Source organism: Taibaiella soli, assembly GCF_003236175.1.
Classification (GTDB): domain Bacteria; phylum Bacteroidota; class Bacteroidia; order Chitinophagales; family Chitinophagaceae; genus QKTW01.
Map to the genome: position 1 here is coordinate 30,384 of NZ_QKTW01000015.1, position 20,186 is coordinate 50,569.

The 20,186-nt window shown below is 44.2% G+C and carries 15 protein-coding genes; 6 read left to right on the forward strand and 9 right to left on the reverse strand.

Features of this window, described 5'->3' with window-relative positions; genetic code table 11:
• Positions 1–94 precede the first annotated feature (94 nt).
• Both purH and DN068_RS09350 read left to right on the forward strand, forming a co-directional pair.
• Entirely contained in the window at positions 95–1,609 is a 1,515-nt protein-coding gene (purH, locus tag DN068_RS09345; RefSeq protein ID WP_110998646.1) for a bifunctional phosphoribosylaminoimidazolecarboxamide formyltransferase/IMP cyclohydrolase, read from the forward strand.
• Positions 1,610–1,690: 81 nt separating this feature from the next.
• Positions 1,691–2,236: a GNAT family N-acetyltransferase gene (locus DN068_RS09350; RefSeq protein WP_110998647.1), complete on the forward strand. Its 546-nt coding sequence runs from the start codon at positions 1,691–1,693 to the stop codon at positions 2,234–2,236.
• A gap of 380 nt (positions 2,237–2,616) precedes the next feature.
• On the opposite strand, the gene DN068_RS09355 is transcribed toward DN068_RS09350, so the two are convergent.
• Positions 2,617–3,573 carry a UDP-3-O-(3-hydroxymyristoyl)glucosamine N-acyltransferase gene (locus tag DN068_RS09355; protein WP_110998648.1) on the reverse strand — a complete coding sequence of 319 codons (957 nt, stop codon included), beginning with the start codon at positions 3,571–3,573 and terminating at the stop codon, positions 2,617–2,619.
• Positions 3,574–3,647: 74 nt separating this feature from the next.
• Here DN068_RS09355 and DN068_RS09360 point away from each other — a divergent pair, with 74 nt between their 5' ends.
• The 4 genes from DN068_RS09360 to DN068_RS09375 all read left to right on the forward strand — a co-directional run bounded on the left by DN068_RS09360 (position 3,648) and on the right by DN068_RS09375 (position 8,289).
• Entirely contained in the window at positions 3,648–4,484 is an 837-nt protein-coding gene (locus DN068_RS09360; protein WP_110998649.1) for an aminotransferase class IV, read from the forward strand.
• 126 nt (positions 4,485–4,610) lie between these two features.
• The gene (locus DN068_RS09365) at positions 4,611–5,321 is read left to right on the forward strand and encodes a porin family protein (protein WP_165836338.1); all 711 of its coding nucleotides are present in this window, start codon (positions 4,611–4,613) and stop codon (positions 5,319–5,321) included.
• 288 nt (positions 5,322–5,609) lie between these two features.
• On the forward strand, positions 5,610–7,139 hold the full coding sequence (gene gltX / locus DN068_RS09370) for a glutamate--tRNA ligase (protein WP_110998651.1): 1,530 nt from the start codon (positions 5,610–5,612) through the stop codon (positions 7,137–7,139).
• Between the two features lie 73 nt (positions 7,140–7,212).
• On the forward strand, positions 7,213–8,289 hold the full coding sequence (locus DN068_RS09375; protein ID WP_110998652.1) for a DUF4421 domain-containing protein: 1,077 nt from the start codon (positions 7,213–7,215) through the stop codon (positions 8,287–8,289).
• Positions 8,290–8,292: 3 nt separating this feature from the next.
• On the opposite strand, the gene DN068_RS09380 is transcribed toward DN068_RS09375, so the two are convergent.
• The 8 genes from DN068_RS09380 to DN068_RS09415 all read right to left on the reverse strand — a co-directional run bounded on the left by DN068_RS09380 (position 8,293) and on the right by DN068_RS09415 (position 20,124).
• Positions 8,293–9,417 carry a BamA/TamA family outer membrane protein gene (locus tag DN068_RS09380; RefSeq protein WP_123985296.1) on the reverse strand — a complete coding sequence of 375 codons (1,125 nt, stop codon included), beginning with the start codon at positions 9,415–9,417 and terminating at the stop codon, positions 8,293–8,295.
• A gap of 312 nt (positions 9,418–9,729) precedes the next feature.
• Entirely contained in the window at positions 9,730–11,550 is a 1,821-nt protein-coding gene (locus DN068_RS09385; RefSeq protein WP_110998654.1) for a cytochrome c oxidase subunit I, read from the reverse strand.
• A 37-nt stretch (positions 11,551–11,587) separates the two neighbouring features.
• Positions 11,588–12,640 (reverse strand): cytochrome c oxidase subunit II, encoded by a 1,053-nt coding sequence (locus DN068_RS09390; RefSeq protein ID WP_110998655.1) that lies wholly within the window; start codon positions 12,638–12,640, stop codon positions 11,588–11,590.
• Positions 12,641–12,735: 95 nt separating this feature from the next.
• A complete protein-coding gene (locus DN068_RS09395; RefSeq protein WP_110998656.1) occupies positions 12,736–13,956 on the reverse strand; it encodes a quinol:cytochrome C oxidoreductase in 1,221 nt (406 codons plus the stop codon).
• 40 nt (positions 13,957–13,996) lie between these two features.
• Positions 13,997–14,692: a c-type cytochrome gene (locus DN068_RS09400; protein ID WP_110998657.1), complete on the reverse strand. Its 696-nt coding sequence runs from the start codon at positions 14,690–14,692 to the stop codon at positions 13,997–13,999.
• A gap of 69 nt (positions 14,693–14,761) precedes the next feature.
• A complete protein-coding gene (locus DN068_RS09405; protein ID WP_110998658.1) occupies positions 14,762–15,337 on the reverse strand; it encodes a DUF3341 domain-containing protein in 576 nt (191 codons plus the stop codon).
• 64 nt (positions 15,338–15,401) lie between these two features.
• On the reverse strand, positions 15,402–16,838 hold the full coding sequence (gene nrfD, locus DN068_RS09410; RefSeq protein WP_110998659.1) for an NrfD/PsrC family molybdoenzyme membrane anchor subunit: 1,437 nt from the start codon (positions 16,836–16,838) through the stop codon (positions 15,402–15,404).
• A gap of 112 nt (positions 16,839–16,950) precedes the next feature.
• On the reverse strand, positions 16,951–20,124 hold the full coding sequence (locus tag DN068_RS09415; protein ID WP_110998660.1) for a TAT-variant-translocated molybdopterin oxidoreductase: 3,174 nt from the start codon (positions 20,122–20,124) through the stop codon (positions 16,951–16,953).
• Positions 20,125–20,186: the final 62 nt, after the last annotated feature.

The following is a 20,186-nucleotide window of genomic DNA, read 5'->3' on the forward strand; positions in this document are numbered from 1 at the left end:
ATAAAAAAGCAACATATAAAAGCGTTGTGTTTTAAGTTTTGTTTAATTCCGCAGTATCTTTGCGGCAAATTTCCACGCTTTTAAAGTTTTTTTCATGAATCGTACTATCCAGTCCGCTCTGATTTCTGTTTTCTACAAAGATGGTCTTGAACCAATTGTGCGCAAACTGCACGAATTGAACGTAACCATCTATTCTACCGGCGGTACCCAAACTTTTATCGAACAACTCGGTATTCCTTGCCGTACTGTAGAAAGCGTTACCAGCTATCCGTCCATTCTCGGCGGCCGTGTAAAAACATTGCACCCGAAAGTATTTGGCGGTATCCTGGCGCGTCGCGATTTTGAAGACGATCAGAAACACGTGGCTGAATATGAAATTCCTTTCCTGGATCTCGTGATCGTTGATTTGTATCCATTCGAAGAAACACTGAAACAAACTGACGAAGAAAAACTGATCGTTGAAAAAGTAGATATCGGTGGTCCGTCAATGATCCGCGCTGCAGCGAAAAACTTTAAAGATGTTCTGGTAGTTGCCGCGAAAAAAGAATACGCCGCACTGGAACAACTACTCGATGAACAAAAAGGTGAAACTACCATTCAACAGCGTCGCGCTTATGCAGCGAAAGCATTTGAAGTAGTGGCTCACTATGATGTAGCAATCTCTGATTATTTCAATGCTACTTCCGAAACGGAGAGCTTCCAGATTTCTGCTACGCCAAAACAACCTTTGCGTTACGGCGAAAACCCACATCAGGCTGCTGCTTTCTATGGCAACATTGATGAAATTTTCGAAAAACTGAATGGTAAAGAACTTTCTTATAATAACCTGGTAGACGTTGATGCTGCTGCGCAAATCATTTCTGAATTTGAACAACCTGCATTTGCGATCATCAAGCATACCAACGTTTGTGGCGTTGCAGAACGCGATACTGTAGAACTGGCTTGGGAAGCGGCGCTGAGCGGTGATCCTGAAAGTGCGTTCGGTGGTGTACTGGCTACAAACCAGACTGTAAACGCTGCTGTCGCTCAAAAAATCAGCGAACTGTTTTTTGAAATTCTGATTGCACCTGCATTTGATGAAGATGCATTGCAAATCCTGAAAGGCAAAAAAAACCGTATTCTGCTGCAACAAAAACAAAGCTTCTACCCTAACCGCGAATTCAAACGTATTCTGAACGGCGTACTGGTACAGGAAGCTGATAAAACAAACTTCGCGGCATGGAAAGAATCTGGCGCCCGTGAGTGTTCTGCAAAAGAAAAAGAAGATCTGGTATTCGCCAACATCGTTTGTAAACACCTGAAATCAAACGCTATTGCTCTGGTGAAAGACAAACAACTGATCGGTAAAGGTTGTGGTCAGACCAGCCGTGTAGATGCACTGCGTCAGGCAATTGAAAAGTCAAAACAATTCAACTTTGACCTGAAAGGCGCGGTACTGGCTTCTGATGCATTCTTCCCGTTTGATGACTGTGTACGCATGGCTCATAAAGAAGGTATCACTGCTGTGATTCAACCAGGTGGTTCTGTTCGTGATAACGACAGCATCCAGTTCGCAAAAGAAAATGGCCTGGCAATGGTGTTGACTGAAGTACGTCACTTCAAACACTAATTTTTGTTGTGGCGATTGACTGATAGTTATTAGATTTATAGCAGCAGATGCTGTGTCTGTCACTATCAATTTTTCGCCTGCATGGTCTCGATCTTAATTGACGATAATATACTGCTCCGCTCGTATCAGCCTGATGATGCGGCGGAGCTTTTTCTTGCTATCAACGGATCCCGCCTGCATCTGCGCAAATGGCTTTCCTGGGTGGATTCTACATTAAAGCCTGAACATTCCGTCAATTTCATACAGCAATCGCTCATCGATCAGCACGATCAACGCGCTTTGTCGCTTGGTATTTTCCACGATCGCCAGATCATTGGTGGTATCGGATTACACCATTGGGATCATTATCTGCGTAAAGCTGAAATCGGATACTGGATTACGAAAGAATTTGAAGGGAAAGGACTTATTACGAAATGTACGACCCGGTTTATTGATTTCGCATTTCAAAAGATCGGCCTGAATAAAATTGAATTGCGTTTCATGCCGCATAATCAACGCAGTGCAGCTGTTGCGGAAAGACTAGGCGCAAAAGTGGAAGGCATCATTCGCCAAAGTCATCTCTTTAATGGCAAACTGGAAGATATTGTGGTGACGGGAATTTTGAAGGATGAATGGGCGCATCGTTGATTTTCTGATCGCTGATGTCTGATTTTTTCCCGCAGCAAAACGTATTTTTTCTCGCAAAGACGCAAAGGCACAACGCCCTGCCCGCGCTTGTCACCATGAGCGAAGTCGAAGGGTTTCTCACGACAACGCAGGGACACAGCGCCCACATAACGTGATCACAAACTATTTATTTGCTTGTATGAAATCCGCCAAAAACGTAGTGCCGTTATGTCGCCGCGAGAAATAAAACTTTGCCGCTTTGTTCCCTTATTTTGCTTTGCTTGAAATCTATTTAATGCTTTACTCTCCTGGAACAAAAAAAAGGATTAAAAAGTCAATTCGGATTCTTACGCATTGCCCGATTTAACCTTTTAACCCTTTAACTAGTTAACTAAATCAACTTATCCTTCCTCCGAATCACGATGCACTTTATCCCATAACTGCGGAATGCGCTTGATCCAGTTGAGTTCTTTCATTTTTTCACGGGCTTCTTCTACCGGACTGCCAAAGTAGATTTTACCACCTTCCAGGCTTGCCGGCACACCACTCTGAGCATACACCACAGCGCCCTTGCCAATCACCAGATCTTTGTTCACACCCACTTGTCCCCAGAGAATTACTTCATCTTCGATAATTGCTTTACCTGCAATACCAACCTGCGCAGCAAACAAACAGTTTTTACCAATCACGGCACCGTGACCAATATGAATCTGATTATCCAGTTTCGTGCCCTGTCCAATGATCGTATCGCCGCTCACGCCTTTGTCAATAGTACAGCTGGCGCCAATTTCCACATCATCTTCGATAATTACGCGACCACAACTTTCCAGTTTATCATACTGTACCGCACGGTCTTTACGACGTTTAAAGTAAAATGCATCCGCACCAATTACCGTTCCTGCATGGATGATGACATTATCGCCAATCACTGCATGATCATAAATAGTTACGTTCGGATGAATAATGCAATTACGGCCAATACGCACATGATTCCCAACAAAAACACCCGGCTGTATAATCGTGTCCTCTCCGATCAGCGAAGAATCGCTAATCAGCTTATTAGACGGTTCAAACGGACGAAAATGTTTGACCAGTTTTACGTATGCAGTAAACGGATCATTGATTACCAATAAAGTTTTTCCTTCCGGGCAGTCAACTTCTTTATTGATGATGATCACAGTTGCTGCAGAATTCAGACATTTGCTATAGTATTTCTCAAAGTCGACGAAAGAAATGTCGCCGTTCGTTACTTTATGTATTTCATTAAGACCGGTGGCCATTTGAGACTGGTTGCCTACCAGCTTTGCTCCTATAAATTCAGCGATCCATGTCACCGAAACTGGCTGCTCAAACTTCATATGTATTAAGTTTGCGCAAAAGTAATATGATAATACCGCAATTTGTCAATTTTCGTAGTCCGATAATTTAAGCGATGAAACCCAACTACATCAACATCAACGGTCACATAACAGACGCAGACCTGGCGCAGGTAAGCCACGACAACCGTGCATTCCGCTACGGTTACGGGCTGTTTGAAACCATGTTGATTCAGGATGGGCAAATCCCCTATGCGACACTACACTGGCAACGACTGTTTCGAGGGCTGGAACGATTGTTCTTTACGCTTCCGCCGCATTTTACCACCGAATACCTTGCGGAAGAAATTGTACGCACAGTCAAAAAGAATAAATGCGAAAAGCTTTGCAGAGTGCGATTGCAGGTATTTGCAGGCAGTGGCGGTCTTTACGATGGCAAATCTCAGATTCCGGAATTTCTCATTGATTGTTTTGAATTGCAGCCGCATGTTTTAAAGCTCAATGAAAACGGCCTTGATGTGGGCATTGCATCAGAAATTGTAAAGAATAACGATAGTCTTTCCAACCTCAAGACATCAAACGCACTCGTATATGTAATAGCGGCGCAGCAGGCAAAACATAAAAAATGGAATGATGCACTGATCTGCAACGCTGCCGATAATATTGTGGAGAGTACTATTTCCAACATCTTTTGGGTCAAAAATGAAAAAGTATACACGCCACCCCTCTCAGATGGCTGTGTAGCGGGCGTGATGCGTCAGTTTATCATCAACAGACTATTGACGCAAAAAACAATTGTGATCGAAAAGTCTTTATCGGCTTCAGAATTGGGGAATGCGGACGAGCTTTTCCTGACAAACGCAATCCGCCGATTAAAATGGGTAAAATCGGCTACAAACATTGATTTTCGCCACGATTTCACCCGGCATCTCTACTTCGAAATATTCAAATAACAAGCACATATTTTGGAATGACCCTTAATTTCTTTCTTCTTCATTCCTAAACACATTATTTTCTTTTAACAAGCATACAAGACACCCTGGCATGGTTCTTAATCGCTTCGCATGGAAATGATAGTTATGAAAAAGATTATTTGTTTATTCGGAATTGGATTAATGGGCATTAGCGCCACAAAAGCACAGCATATCAGCCTCGGCCCTGAAGCCGGACTCAACCTCTACAGCATCTCCGAACGTTTCGACGGAAGCAAAGAATCAAACAGACTGATTCCTGGTTTCAAAATCGGCGGTGTGGTAGACTTTGGACTGACTCGTCATTTTTCTATCCAGCCAGGTATGTTCTTCACGACAAAAGGAGCCGTGGATAAATCAACAGACTATACTACAGTAGGCGCTACAACGACCTCAGTAACCACCAGAGACCAACTTTGGCTCAACTACTTTGAAGTACCGGTAAATTTCCTTTATAAATCTAATTATTCTCACACAGGACGATTCTTCGCTGGAGGCGGCCCATATATGGCAGCACTCTTGGGTGGTAAAATAAAAAATGAACGCACCCGTACTGTTTCCAATGACAATGGAACCACTACCAATCATACGTCAAACACATACTCGGTAAACATAGGTAATAACCCAAATACAGACGATATACGCGGCGGCGACGTTGGTATCAATATGCAATGTGGTTATGAATTCCGCAGTGGTTTGTTGCTCCGTTACAATCTCGGTCTGGGTATCGCAAACGTAATGCCAGCCGGTGATGCAGACAACTCCATGCACAATATCGGTATGAGTTTTACTGTTGGTTATTTATTCAGAGTACACTAAGTTTTTCCTCTCATATATATATTCTCCTCCAAAAAGGTTGCCACTTTCCCCAGGCAACCTTTGTTCTTTATGGCTGATCGCTGATTGGGTTCGTACAGACGTTGCATGCAACGTCTCCAAAAAATTCATCTTGCAACGGCACGGTGCCGCAAAGGCACAGGATTGACCATTCACCATTGACGTTTCACGTTTCACCAATATCAAACATAATACAGACGTTGCACGCAACGTCTCCAAAAAAATCAACTGACAACTCACCACTCACCGTTTTTCCTAAATTTGCAGTCTATGACTAAAAAAGTACGTGTACGTTTTGCACCGAGCCCAACAGGTGGATTGCACCTTGGCGGCGTGCGCACCGTTTTATATAATTATCTCTTCGCTCGTCATCATGGCGGCGATTTTGTACTGCGTATCGAAGACACCGACCAGACTCGTTTTGTAGAGGGTGCTGAAGAATATATTGTGAATACTTTGGAATGGTGCGGCATGACTCCGGATGAAAGTCCGCAGAGAGGTGGACCATATGCACCATACCGCCAGAGCGAACGCAAACCGATGTACCGTCAGTATGCGCAGCAGCTCGTTGATCAGGGCCATGCATATTACGCATTTGATACACCGGAAGACCTGGAAAAAATGCGTCACGATCTGAAGACTACGGAAAATCCAATGCCGCAGTACGATGGTAAAACACGTATGAGCATGCGCAATTCTCTGTCTCTTTCAAAAGAAGAAACAGACGCGCTGATCGCAAACGGCACACCATATGTTGTCCGCATTAAAATGCCACAAAACGAAACGGTGATTTTCCACGATATGATTCGCGGTGAAATCAGTTTCGATACCAATATCAGCGACGATAAAGTATTGCTGAAAGCAGACGGTATGCCAACGTACCATCTGGCCGTAGTTGTGGATGATTATTCCATGAAAATTACGCACGCTTTCCGTGGCGAAGAATGGCTGCCAAGCGCGCCTGTGCACCTTTTGCTGTGGCGTTATCTCGGCTGGGAAAATGATATGCCGGAATGGGCGCATCTGCCACTTATCCTGAAGCCTGATGGCAATGGTAAGCTCAGCAAGCGTGATGGCGACCGCCTCGGTTTCCCAGTATTCGCGATGGACTGGACTGATCCCAAATCTGGTGAGGTAACTACAGGTTTCCGCGAACGTGGTTTTTTACCGGAGGCGTTTGTAAACCTGCTGGCAATGCTGGGCTGGAACGATGGCACCAACCAGGAAATTTTCTCAATGGATGAATTGATCGAAAAATTTTCCATTGACCGCGTACATAAAGGCGGCGCAAAATTCGATTTCGAAAAAGCAAAATGGTTCAACCACCAGTACATTCAACTGATGGAAACCAGAAAACTTACTAGTCTTGCGATTCCATTCATCGAAACACACGGTGTAAAAGTGGAAAATGACGCCCATCTTCAGGAAATTGTGGAGCTGATCAAAGAGCGCTGCAGCGTGCTTTCTGAATTTTGGGATCAGGGGCATTTCTTCTTCGAAAGACCAGAGATCAAAGAATTGCCGGCAATTCAGGATAAATGGAATGAAGCAAAAAAAGCATTCTTCGAAAGCTGGGCAAATACTCTTTCAAATCTGGACGTATTTAATCAGGTTGCTATTGAACAAAGCTTCAATGACGCATTGCAGCAAAATGGCCTCAAAAAGGGAGATGCGATGCTTCCGTTCCGCATAATGCTCGTTGGTGGCAAATACGGTCCGGGGGTATTCCACATCGCGGAACTGATCGGCAAAGAAGAAACTATAGGCCGCATCTACGCCACTTTAGCACTACTTAATTAAATAAGTTTTTTCTAAAATATTTATTGAGCCACGTGATGTAAATCGCGTGGCTTTATTTTATATTTATAGTAACATGCGTCTACCCCATTTATTCACACCGATCTCAGTTTTTCTGCTGCTGCTTTGCGGATGGAACGCAAAAAGTCAGAAGATAAATCTGAAAACAATAAATGACACTGCCTATATCAGTGATCACAGCAACGACTTCACATTTCGGCTGTACGGATCACGAAAGTACACCAGCTATACCCTGCGAGACCACGATAAGGACACCAAGCTTGCTTATAAACCGAACGATAATTATAATCTGGGCTTCGGTTTCAACTACAAATTCATCGGTCTGAATATTGGTCTCAATTTTCCGTTTATCAACCACGATGATGATAAATACGGCACGACGAACTACCTCGACGTGCAATCTCATATTTACCTCCGCAAGCTAACCGTTGATTTATGGGGCCAATACTACAAAGGGTTCTATCTATCCAATCCGTCAGATGCGCTCAGCAATTTCAATGCAAGCAGCTATCCGATACGTCCGGACATTCATTTGCTGGCTTTAGGCATAGATCTGCAATATATTTTCAACGATGAGAAATTCTCATTCCGCGCGGCATTTTTACAGAATGAATACCAGAAAAAAAGTTCAGGTTCCTGGATGCTGGGCGGCAGTATTTACAATGTTTTCCTCCGCGGCGATACAGCTTTCGTTCCTACACACTTCGTAAAACCGGAGAACGACGCCAATTACTATTTTAATAAGTCAAACATTTACAGCATTGCGGCTGGCGGGGGTGGTGCTTATACTTTTGTGATCAAACAACATTTCTTTATCACGGCATCCGCCATGCTGGAAGCGGGTTTCAACTACACTGTAATGAAAAATACCTGGTCCGACACCAAAGACGATCGCGGCGGACCTCAATTAATCACGACGGTACGTTTCGCGGCAGGTTATAACTCTGAAAAATATTTTGCCGGTATTCATATCGTAGATATGAATAGTCTGAGCGGCTCTCCTATCCCGGGTGTAACACAAACATACGGTGGTGGAAATGTCCGGATCACAGTTGCGGACCGCTTCAAGGTAAAAAGAAAAACAGAAAAGAAATTTAATGAGGTGATGGACAAAGTGATTCCAGGTAAATAGACACTAAAATACCTCTCCCAGATTTACGAAAAAGCCTTTGGAACCACCGATACCGACACCGTAGTCGATAGCAAGATTGGTACGGGAATACTTATTAAGCTTAATGCGCAAACCACCGCCAAAACCGGGTGCGATAATGTCAAACATACCGTAACCTTGTTGCGAAAAAGACTCTGCATTCGCAAAAATAACTGCACCCAACAGTCCATTATGCGTCAGATTAAAACGATATTCAGATTCCACATAAACCATGTTCTTAGCCCGATAACGTCCCTGAATATAACCCCGGCCCGTATTGCTGTACGGATCTCCGCCTGTGTTCGGCAACATTAAATAAGGCGGCGACCCATCAATCGTAAACCAGTCAAATGTCCAGAATGCGAGTACACTCTTATTCGGCATTTTAATGTAATCTCTTACATCCACCTGCAACGACTGCCAGTTACCATCGCTGCCCAATGCTGTAAAATTGGGGCGGTATTCAATATTGGCATAAAGCCCTTTCTCCGGATTGATAGAATTTTTGCGGTTGTCATAAAGCAAATTCAGTGTGACGCCGGATGCAATCGCTGTTTTAGAAAAGCCATATTGTTCATAATCTGTTTGTTGTCCGGGTGGAGGATCTACTTCCTTTATATTCCAAAAGACATCGTAAGAGTAACCGACGCCGGCGTAAAAATCTTTAGTAACCTTCCTGAATATTTTCTGGTGAAGCCTTATCGCAGAATAATCGACCGTATAGGCGTCATCGAGCGAAGTACCACCGCCTATCCCGTAAGTGTAAGAAGGAAATTTCAGAAACCGCCAGTCCGTTACAATATTGTATTTGTTCCCGGACGTCCAGATATTCGTTTGAATTGGAAAAATGATCTGGTTATACTGCGAATAAGTAACACTGGTCAATACACTCGATTCATTAGTTTCCTTCGAATGATCAAGATAAAAAGCAGCATTGGCAAAAGCGATAGCGGCAAACCCTGTTTGAAGTGTATAGCCTGCGGCAGGCAATGCTGAGATACGAATATTTTTATGCTGTACAGTGGCCGTATCCAAATGCCTTTTGTCTTTAACTTCCATCAGACTGGAAGCAATATCGATCAGGTCTAGTTCATCGGAATGATCTTTCATTGCCTCCTTCTTTTCCGCTTTTGTCCGGTCCGGAATGCTGGACTCAGGAATCTGAGCCTCCGCTATACAGGAAATAAACAAACAGAGTAAGATAATGACGCGCTTAAACACTATAGATACATTCGCCCTTTAGATTAAATATCGCATTATTTTACCATATACGATATCCAGTAGAATTCATTAGACACAAAAATCATGACAAGGTTCAACTTTGAAATCTGAAAAAAAACTTAAAATTCAATACGATGAACAGTTGTCCAATTAGTATAAATAAAAAAGGAAGCCTTGAGGCTTCCTTTTCTATTTATGTTTTTAGTGAGACTCTTCACCTGCTTTAAGCGGTACAGTCTGCGGAATGAAGTCATTACCATTGCCATCATCTTTGTAGTCATAAGCCCAACGATGAACTTCCGGAATATCACCTTCCCAGTTACCGTGACCAGGTTTGATCGGAGTTGTCCACTCGAGTGTATTTGACTGCCAAGGATTCTGAACAGTTACTTTGCGACCACGGAAAATGCTCACGAAGAAGTTGAACACGAACATCAGCTGACCGAAGAATACAACGATTACAACGATACTGATGAAAGAGTTAAGACCCTGGAATTGTTTGAATGATTCCCAAGCGCTGTAGTCATAGTAACGACGTGGCATACCAGCGATACCTTCATAGTGCATCGGCCAGAAAATCAGATAAGCACCGATGATTGTAATGAAGAAGTGGATATAACCCAGCGTGTTGTTCATGAAACGGCCGAACATTTTCGGATACCAGTGATAAATACCGGCAAACATACCGAAGAAGGCCGACACACCCATTACCAAGTGGAAGTGCGCAATTACGAAATAAGTATCGTGCAGTTGGATATCCAGAGCAGAGTTACCGAGGAAGATACCAGTCAGACCACCAGAGATAAACAGTGATACGAAACCGATAGCGAAAGTCATCGGAACTGTGAAACGGATATTACCACGCCAGATAGTAGTCAGCCAGTTAAATACTTTTACCGCTGAAGGTACTGCGATCAACAATGTCAGGAGAACGAAGATAGAACCGAGGAACGGACTCATACCTGTTACGAACATGTGGTGTGCCCATACGAGGAACGCCAGAACGGTGATACCTACCAGGGAGATGATCATCGCGAAATAACCGAAGATTGGTTTACGGCTGTGCGTAGAAAGCACTTCTGAAGCCATACCCATACCTGGCAGCATGATGATGTATACCTCTGGGTGACCCAGGAACCAGAACAAGTGTTGATAAAGGATAGCAGAACCACCGATGTGCGGCAGTGCTTTACCACCGATAAAGATTTCAGACAGGTAGAAGCTGGTACCGAAGTGACGGTCAAAAATCAGCAGTACAAAACCTGAAGTCAGTACAGGGAACGAAAGTACACCAAGGATAGCAGTGAACAGGAACGCCCAGATTGTCAGCGGCAGACGAGTCATTGCCATACCTTTAGTACGCATGTTCAGGATAGTGGAGATGTAGTTAAGACCACCGAGGAGCTGAGAAACTACGAACAGCACCATACTGATCAACCAGAGATCCATACCTACGCCCGATCCCAAAGAAGCTTCTTTCAAAGCACTCAGCGGAGGATAAGTAGTCCAACCACCAGATGCAGGACCAGTTTCAACATACAGAGAAGCGAACATAATCACACCAGCTGCAAAGAAGAACCAGAAAGAAAGCATATTCATAAACGGAGACGCCATATCGCGTGCACCGATTTGAAGCGGAATAAGAAAGTTACTGAACGTACCACTAAGACCCGCTGTCAATACAAAGAATACGAGGATCGTACCGTGCATTGTAACGAGGGCATAGTAGAATTCAGGAGAAAGTTTACCACCTTTAGCCCATTCGCCGAGGAATTTTTCCATGATAGGGAAAGTCTTATCAGGGAAACCCAGCTGCAGGCGGAAGAATACGGACATCAACGCACCGATAACGGCCCAGATGATACCGGAAATCAGGTATTGTTTCGCAATAATTTTATGGTCTTGACTGAAAATGTACTTCCAGATGAAGTGTTGCTCATGATGCTCGTGACCATGATGCTCAGTAGCGGCGTCATGTGCGTGCGCTACACCAGGACCTTGAATAATAACGTCGTTGCTCATTTTTTTCACTTTTATTAGATCACAATAAAGTGATCTGTTACTTCATCGCTGTTACTTTAACACTATCAGTTTTCGGTTTTGCTGAATCACCTGCTGCAGGAGCTGCTGCTGGCGCTGCATTGTTTTGTGCATAGTAAGACTGTTGACTAGCCATCCATGCATCATACTCAGCTTGTGTCTGAACAATAATAGTTCCGCGCATTGAGTAGTGACCTTTACCACACATCTGATCACAAGAGATTTCGTAAACGAAATTCGGATTACCAGTGATCTGTTTCATTTGTTCAGTGGTATATCTTGGCGTAAACCACATGGTAGTGGTAATACCTGGCACAGCATCCATTTTCATACGGAAGTGTGGCAGACCTACGTCATGGATTACGTCACGTGAACCAATGATCAGTTTTACCGGCTTGTTTACCACGAGGTGCATTTCACCGCTAGGAGAAATGATGTCATCGAGGTTGTGTGTGTCATTCCAGTCAAGACCCAGGATGTTATTCGCATCGTTGATTTTGCGGAAGTCACGTTTACCAAGTTCATTGTCATGACCTGGGTAACGAACAATCCAGTTAAATTGTTTACCAACAATCTCTACAACGGCTGCGTTCGCAGGAGCCTGAGAAGTAATATTAAACCAGTTGCGGAGACCGATTGCAACGAGAGAGGCCATTGCGATCGCCGGAACTGTAGTCCACAACAATTCAAGTTTGTTGTTGTGTGCATAGTAGAAAGAAGTACGTTTTTCAGTTGCCTGATAACGCCATACAAACCAGAACAGGATTGCCTGAGTTGCGAAGAACACCAGACCAGTGATGATCAATGTAACCTTCAGCATGCTGTCGTAGCCCACACCTTGCTCAGATGCAGAAACCGGCAACATTTTATCAATTAACAGTTCATGGCATTTCCAGATACCATACACGCCCAAGACAAAGAATGCTACCAGCAATCCGGCCATCGTGCGGTTGGTCTGCGCTTTTACCTTTTCCTCACCGCGCAGCACGGATGCATATTCACTTGCTTTAGCAATCTGGTATATGATGATAAATACCAGAACAATCAATGCTATAATTATAAATCCCGACATCTTTTTAAATCACTTATTGTTATAAGTATGTTTACCGGTTGTACTAATTCAAAAATAGGTTAAACGTTCGCTGTTCACTGCCCAAAAGGCTGTTACTAGCTTTGGTGCAATACTGCTTCCTTGAGTAATACGTTGTTTTGTGGAACCAGAGAAGCGCTTGCAAGTGTACGAGAAACCGTGAACATTATTACGCCAACGAATCCAACAAAAATACCCAATTCATACCAGCCGAGGTGCCAGTTAGCGCCCATCGGACCAGGCATTGTCATGATATAGAAATCTAACCAGTGACCGAAGATGATTGTCATCGCCATGAAAGTAACAGTGAAGTAGTTACGTTTGCTAGGACGGCTCATCAGGATCAGGATCGGCATGATGAAGTTGATAATGAATACTGAATACCAAATCATGCTGTAAGGACCGTGCTGGCGAATCTTGAAGTAAGTTGTTTCTTCCGGAATGTTACTGTACCAGATCAACATGTACTGACAGAACCAAACATATGTCCAGAAGATACTGAATGCGAACATCCATTTACCAAGATCGTGAACGTGTTCTTTATTTACCAGTTCCAGGTTACCTTGGTTTTTCAGGTAAACAACCCACAAAAGGATCAGACTCATACCGCTTACGAAAGCACTACCGAAAGTGTACCAGCTAAACATAGTTGAATACCAGTGTGCATCGATGCTCATGATCCACATCCACGGAGTGGTGCTCATTTGCGTCAGGGCGTAAACCAACAGGAAAATCGCAGACAGTTTTACTGTAGTCCAGTAGATTTTTGTGCTGTTTTTAGGAGCAGATTCCTGAGCGAGTGACAATGCGCGGAATTTGCGACCGAAGAAAGACCACAAAGCGATCGTTACGATGGTAAAACCTGCGAACATGCCTTTACTCAAAAACGCATGCTTACCTTCCAGGATCTTATCACCATGAGGTGTCGCCCAGTGGTAAATCGGATTGTGCCCGTCTACCTGGAATGTATAAGCGATCAAAAACAGAATCACCAGCGTAATGATACCGAAGATCCAAACATTGGCGCCGATGGCTTCCGGAATGCGGCGGTAAGCCACAATCCAGCTACCTTGAGCCAGAGAAGCAGCAGCCTGGATAAACACACAAGCAACTGTCATTAATAAGAAGAAGACACTGTTATGGAGCAGAACAATCCAAAAACGTGTTTTACTCAGTTCCGTTGCACCGGCACCATTCAGCAAAGTGAAAGCGCCTATGCCCAAAACCAGCAAACCGATGATCATCAACACGAGGCTGGTGGTCTTTAATCTGGCTGGTATTTCAAAACGTTCGTTCATTGGTAAACTTTTATTGAAGTACGTCTAATTAATTTTTGAATTATCCTTTTTTGTTGTTTTCAGCACCGGTTGCAGCAGCTACTTTTTTAGTAGTATCTGCAGCAGGAGCAGCAGCTTTGGTAGAGTCTTTTGCCGGAGCAGCAGTACCAAAAACAAATGCTTCACCGCCATTTTCCGACTGTACTTTCTTAATGTACGCCAGGATCATCCAACGTTGTTTGATGTCTACCTGACTTGCATAAGAACCCATTGCATTCTTACCGAATTTAACGGCAGCGTACATCTGGCCAACAGGCATGTGCAGATATTTACCGTCTTTAAAGTTGGCAGGTGCTGCAGCAAATTTACCGTTACCGCCATTGTACAACGGACCATTACCATCGAGGTTCTGACCGTGACAGATACCGCAGTAAATGTTGAACAGACGCTGACCTTCTTTCAGTTGCGCTTCATCGAAGCGAGCTGCAGTGGTAAATGTCTTGTACGCATTTGTATCGCCCTCTACCAGGTGATCCGGCAGTTCGTGGCCGATTGCGATGGTACCATCAACTGGCTTACGGCTGGTTTGGCTGTCGGCAAAGTTGGGGTTGGATGTATAAGCATCGTAAGCACGTGAGTAAGTCATATCAGGTGCATAAGTCTTACCCGGGTTACGGCGCACATTACCGCTGTTACACGCAGTGAGACCCATACCTACCATCAGGCTTGCAACTACTATGCTTTTGGTCTTATTCATATATAATTTGAAATTCAAAATTCAAAAATTCAAAGGCAAACTATCGGATGCTTCTGTTTATTTAAATTATTAAGCCAGTTGTTGATAAGGTTCGTCTTTATCAAAACGGCCGTACCACCATGAATCTTCGGCTACTTGTACTGAAGTTTCGAGCGCACCGGTTGATTTCAGGAAATCAATCACTTCTGTCTCACTGGTGTTGTCGTTCAGTTCAATTGCGACTACAAAATAATCATCTGTCTGACGCGGATGGAAAATGTGTTTTTTAACACCCGGCATAATCTGATTCACATAGCAGAATGTCATCACCATACCTACCGCTGCAAACAAGATCGTTAACTCAAACGTGATCGGAATGAACGCTGGTAAAGAAAGGTGTGGTTTACCACCAAAGTTTACCGGCCAGTCTTTGGTAAAAATCCATGACATAAAACCGAGCGCCGTAGATGTACCGGTAAGACCGTAGATAAAACCTGCAACGTGCAGATCTGTTTCTTTCAGTCCCATAGCCTGATCCAGACCATGCACCGGAAACGGAGTGTAAACATCATGCAGTTTGTACCCACTGTTACGTACTTTTTTCACCGCAGGAAACAGTACATCCTCATCGTCGTAACAAGCAACCGCAAATTTCTTTATAGCCATTTTATTTTAATTAGTCAATTAGACAATTAGCCTATTTGGCAAATTCGTTTTTTATTATTCTTAATTAGTGGTGAGCATGCATTTGTTCATGAACAAACTCTTCTGTGCTCTTTGTTTCGATCACTTCCATTTTCTTCTTGTAGTTCTCACCGGAAGTTTTCAGTACAAACTTAATCTCTGCAATCGCAATTACCGGGAAGTATTTAGCGAACAGGAAGAAGCACGTAAAGAACAAACCGAAAGTACCAAGATAGAAACCAACCTCAGGCCATGTTGGGCTATAGTATGCCCAGCTACCCGGAATATAGTCACGGTAAAGTGATGTAACGATGATTACGAAACGTTCGAACCACATACCGATGTTTACTACGATTGACATGATAAACGTGAACGGTACGTTACGACGGAGTTTCTTAATCCAGAAGAACTGCGGAGAAACCACGTTACAAGTCATCATCGCCCAGTAGCTCCACCAGTAAGGCCCCATGATACGCCATTGGAATGCTGCTTGTTCGTATTGAACACCAGAATACCACGCCATGAACAACTCAGTGAGGTAGGCAACACCTACGATAGAACCTGTCAATACAATTACTTTGTTCATCGCTTCGATGTGACCGAGGGTTACGTACTCTTCAAGGTGAAGAATTTTACGAACCAGGATCAGGAGCGTCTGTACCATCGCGAAACCAGAGAAGATCGCACCCGCAACGAAGTAAGGAGGGAAGATCGTCGTATGCCAGCCCGGAATTACAGATGTAGCAAAGTCAAAAGATACGATCGTGTGTACAGAAAGTACAAGTGGCGTAGAGACACCGGCGAGTACGAGCGACAAAGCTTCGTGACGCTGCCAGTTTTTCGCTGTACCAGTCCAGCCAAAAGAAGCAAGACCATATAAGCGCTTACGCAGTTTAGTTTTAGCACGGTCGCGGATTGTTGCGAAGTCAGGAATCAGACCTGAGTACCAGAACAACAGTGACACGGTAAAGTAAGTAGAGATCGCGAATACGTCCCAAAGAAGCGCCGAGTTAAAGTTCGGCCACAGTGGACCACGCGTATTTGGATAAGGAAGTACGAAGAAACCATCCCATACACGACCCATGTGGAAGATCGGGAACTGGCCCGCACACATTACCGCGAAGATTGTCATCGCCTCAGCCGCACGGTTTACACCGGTACGCCAGCCCTGGCGGAAGAGTAAGAGGATCGCAGAGATCAGTGTACCTGCGTGACCGATACCTACCCACCATACGAAGTTGGTGATATCCCAACCCCAGCCGATGGTACGGTTGATACCCCATACACCGATACCGAAATAAACTTCCCAAAACACGGAGAAAACCCCAAAACATAACAGACAGATCGAGAAGAAGAAACCGATGTACCACATACGGCCTGGTTTCTTTTCAATCGGACTAACGATATCTTCCGTTACCTGGCGGTAGGTTTTGTCACCATCTACCAGTGGTTCCCGTACAAATGATTCGTACTTTAAATGCATAGCACGTAATTAGAAAAAAGTGTTATTATATTTTTTATTTCAGCGCCTCCATTCTCCTCAACTCCGTTGCGACGCTCCGTTCATCTGTTATACTCTATTCAGGCAGCACTTATTAAATGTGCTCGTTCATCATTCCGTCCAGCTTCTCGTTACCAGCTACGATTTCGTCAGTGTTACGAACTTTTGCAAGGTAACTAACGTTTGGCAATGTGTGGATTTGCTCCAGTACATAGAACAAGCGTTCTTTTTGATCCTTTTGACGCAGTTTGTAGATCGCACTTTCTTTGTCATAATAGTTACCGAACGTGATCGCATCTGTAGGACATGCTTGCTGACAAGCAGTTTTCACTTCGCCATCAATCAGCGGACGACCAGCTTTCTTAGCGTTCAGCTTGCCATCTTGCAGACGTTGTACACAGAAGCTACATTTTTCCATTACACCGCGGCTACGAACTGTTACGTCTGGGTTCAACACCATACGTGTCAGATCATCGTTCATATCATCACGACGGCCATCTTCGTAAAGGTTGTCATCAAAACAGTCTGCACCGTTCCAATCCATCCAGTTAAAGTGACGTACTTTATAAGGACAGTTGTTCGCGCAATATTTGGTACCGATACAACGGTTGTAAGCCATTTGGTTCAGACCTTCAGAGCTGTGGTTGGTAGCTGATACCGGACAAACGTTTTCACAAGGAGCGTTATCACAGTGCTGACAAGTCATTGGTTGGAATACAGTCTGGATGCTATCTGGATCTTCCGGCATACCTGAGAAGTAGCGATCGATACGGATCCAATGCATTTCATGCGCTTTGGCTACGTGTTCTTTACCTACTACAGAGATGTTATTTTCAGCCTGACAACCTACTACGCAAGCACCGCAACCGATACAACTGTTCAGGTCAAATGACATGCCCCAGTGAATACCTTGGTGACTAGGTTCGTTGTCGTAGTTAGGGAACATGGTACCGTTTTCGCGGAAACCTTCGTCCATTTTCTCAGCCATTTCACCTGCGTTCTCTTCCTTATGCCCCTCTTCTTTCTTACCTTCTGACCAAGGAAGCGCAGTGAATTTGCCGATTTCTTCGAAACGTTCTTCGATCAGTGCGTTCGGATTCTTAGCGAATTCTTCAGCTGTGAATTCGTGAACTACCGGACGACCTTCATAGCTATGGTGCGTTTGCGTGATAGCTATATCATATAATTTACCAGTTTCTTCTACAGTAGCAGGTGCTGTATACATTACAGTCTGACCGTTGAAAGAAGTGAACGGATAAGCATTTTTACCACCTTTCGTTGCATCACTTGCAGCAGCGCGACCAACTTTTGCATCGCGACCGAAACCAAGTGCTACAGCCACTACGTCGTTGTGCATACCTGGAACCACTACAATTGGCAATTCCATTTCAACGCCGCCGGCTTTTACTTTGATCACATGCTTCTTAGCATCTACTTCGTTCTGACCGTTCAGTTCAGCATGCAGTTCTTTTGCACGAAGAGGAGAAACAGCAGCGTAGTTGTCCCAGGTTGCTTTTGTGATCGGATCAGGCATTTCAAGCAACCATGGGTTGTTACTCCATGCACCACCGTGACCGATAGCCACTTTCTGGTACACTACAACTTCCATTCCTGTTGCTACTTTATTAGCAGATACTTTAGCGATAGCATCTGAAACATTACCGCTGAATGCAGCGCCACTGATAGTTTCAGCAGCCGGTTCCAGAATACCTTCTTGCAAAGTCTGATCGAAATTTGCCTGGCTACCCAGTTTACCCATCCAATACTGTTTCCAGAAATCAGCGTAAGTACCGGTTGCACCAGCCCAGGTCATCAGGTTATCCTGGAATGCGCGTGTTTTGAACAGCGGAGCGATACCAGGTTGTTGCAGACTGAAGAAACCTGTTTTAGGTTCAGCGTCACCCCAGTTTTCCAGGAAATGATGATCAGGAATAACAAATTTTACTTTCTGAGCAGTTTCATCCATGCGATCAGCAGTAGAAACCGTAACCGGAACTTTTGCGAGACCGTCTACGAATTTTTTGCTGTCGTGGTATTCGTAAACAGGGTTCAGACCGTGGATGATCAAAGTGCCTACCTGTCCTGCGTTCATGGCTTCTACAAGCGCAACCATATCCGCATCGATACCTTGTTTATAATTAGAAGCAACGCCCCAGTTGATAGTAGTGCCGTTAGCACCGATCTTATCATTGATTGCGTTTACTACTGTTTGAACACTTACATCGTTTGAACCGGAAACTACCAGACCGTTGCCTTTCTTCAGATCAGCAGCAGCTTTAGTAATTACTTCGTTCAGTTTCTTGCTGCCGAAAGAAGGTACAGTTCCGTTTACAACCGCGTTATACAATGCAACTGCTACAGCACCGCTTTCTGAAGGGCGGCAAGTAGCACGGTGATCCGCGTTAGCGCCAGTCAGAGAGTGAACTGATTCTACCTGATAGTGCTTAGACATTTTCAGGTTCTGTGCACTGATGCGACGGCCAGAGCTGTATTGTTTTGCAAATTCTATCGGAGAAAGCCATGTACCAAGGAAATCAGCACCAAGGCTCACGATTGTTTCTGCTTTTTCAAAATGGTAAGAAGGCAGGGCACGTTTACCGTAGCTTGCTTCGTTAGCCATCAGCATACCTGAGTAAGAAACCGGATCAGCAACTACGTGCTTAGAACCAGGGTATTTAGCCAGGAATTGAGCAATAACTTCTTTTGTAGAAGGGCTCAGAATAGAAGACGTCAGGATGTAAGCCGGACGTGCATTAGCCGTAAGCGCTTCTTTTATTTGACGGTCAATTGCATCGAAGCTCGCTTCTTTACCATCTGCCTGAGGCTGACGGAGACGTGCTTTATCGTACAGATTCAGAACTGAAGCCTGTACGCGTGCAGAAGTACCACCTTTTGTAATGGAAGATTTTGGATTGCCTTCTAATTTAATAGGACGACCATCGCGTGTTTTAATAATTACAGCGCAATAATCACCACCATCAGTAAACGTAGAAGCATAATAGTTTGGAACACCCGGAACGATGTCCTCTGGTTTGATAGCGTACGGAATCGCACGGCGTACCGGCATTTCGCAGCTTGCAGCCAGTATTGCAGCAGCAGTACTGAAACCTAAATATTTCAAAAAGTCGCGGCGGGGAGCTGTAGAACCAAGCAGACTATCACTGACATCAAAAGGCAATGATTCTCTGAACTCGTTTTCTACCACTTCTTTATGAGCATCTGTGTTATTCAGCTCATCAAGTCCCTTCCAGTATTGTTTTTGACTCATATCTTTTTGATTAGCTTATGCTAATTAGCTGATTAGCTAATGATATATTGTTTCTTAAAACT